Here is a 1,531-nt window from a genome sequence, read left to right on the forward strand (position 1 = left end):
TCCGCCGCGAACGGAGCGATCTTCGCCTCGGCCAGCGAACGCACCGCCTCACGGAGCATCCCGTGCTCCTCGGAGATACGGAAGAGATCGAAGTCCTGGCTCATGATCGCCACTCCTGTTCACGACGGTACTCAGTACCCTTCATTATGCATGCGCAAGGCAAAAAGGGAACTCAGTGCCTTCCCTTGGCGGCACTGAGTTCCCTATCCTTTTCGTGCCGAACTTCTGCCGAACTTCCGCCGAACGAGCCGGCCCGAGCGCAGGGAGATGACAGCGTGGTCCACTCAGCCATCGATGCCGACACCCGCAGCACGACGCTGTACTTCCAGCGCTGCGCGTGGTGCAACAACCCGACCTTCCAGCGGCTGCTCTGCCCGACCTGCGGCTCCACCGACCTGCGGCTGGAGCCGAGCGAGGGCACCGGAGTGGTCCGGCGCTGCGCCGTCGAGCAGGCCAGGACGCCGCTGGTCCGTCAGAAGTCCCTGATCCGCATGGCCGAGGGCTTCGACGTCTGGTGCATCGTGGACGGGATGCGCAGCACCGTCCCGGTCGGCACCCGGGTGCGGCTGCTCTCCTCCGCCGACTCCGACCAGCCCGAGCTGCGGCTGCTGCCGATGGAGGGGCCGCCGCCGGTGCAGGACCCGGAGCCGCGCCCGCTGCCGCCCACCCAGGGAGGCTTCACCCAGCACCTCGCGGCGTTCGTCACGGAGTGAGGCGTGGGGGTCCGCCGGCGGCTCGCCCGGGTCCGCCGTGGGGTCCGCTGCCGGCGCCGCCGGGGAACGACGGAGGGCGTGGCACCGAGTGGTACTCGGTGCCACGCCCTCCGAACCTCCCGCGGGGATCAGGCCTTGCGGGCCTTCACCTCGGCGGTGAGCTGCGGCAGCACCTCGAAGAGGTCGCCGACCACGCCGTAGTCGACCAGTTCGAAGATCGGGGCCTCGGGGTCCTTGTTGACGGCCACGATGGTCTTCGAGGTCTGCATGCCGGCCCGGTGCTGGATGGCACCGGAGATGCCCGCCGCGATGTAGAGCTGCGGGGAGACCTGCTTGCCGGTCTGGCCGACCTGGCTGCTGTGCGGGTACCAGCCGGCGTCCACGGCGGCACGCGAGGCACCGACGGCCGCGCCCAGCGCGTCCGCGAGCTCCTCGACCACGCCGAAGCCCTCGGCCGCACCGACACCACGGCCACCGGAGACCACGATGGCGGCCTCCGTCAGCTCCGGGCGGCCGGAGGAGACCCGCGGGGTGCGCGAGGTCACCTTGGCCGCGTTGCCGGTGAACTCCACGGCCACGTTCTCGACGGCCCCGGCGGCCGGAGCGGCCTCCGGCGCGACGGAGTTCGGCTTGACCGTGATGACCGGCGCACCCTTGGTGACCTTGGACTTCACCTGGAAGGACGCGGCGAACACCGACTGGGTGGCGACCGGACCGCCGTCACCGGCCTCCAGGTCCACGGCGTCGGTGATGATGCCGGAGCCGATCCGCAGCGCGACGCGGGCGGCGATCTCCTTGCCCTCGCCGGAGGACGTCAC

Annotated in this window: 2 protein-coding genes; one reads left to right on the top strand and one right to left on the bottom strand. The window is 70.8% G+C overall.

Annotated features, from left to right (window positions below; genetic code table 11):
* The first annotated feature begins 275 nt into the window (after positions 1-275).
* Positions 276-713, top strand: coding sequence for a hypothetical protein (locus ACIQOW_RS39660; RefSeq protein ID WP_188301814.1), 438 nt, complete (start codon positions 276-278; stop codon positions 711-713).
* A gap of 128 nt (positions 714-841) precedes the next feature.
* Here ACIQOW_RS39660 and ACIQOW_RS39665 read toward each other — a convergent pair.
* A partial coding sequence (locus ACIQOW_RS39665) for an electron transfer flavoprotein subunit alpha/FixB family protein (protein ID WP_401092855.1) occupies positions 842-1,531 on the bottom strand: 690 nt, incomplete at its 5' end.

It is taken from the genome of Kitasatospora sp. NPDC091335, from assembly GCF_044757205.1.
GTDB lineage: Bacteria > Actinomycetota > Actinomycetes > Streptomycetales > Streptomycetaceae > Kitasatospora.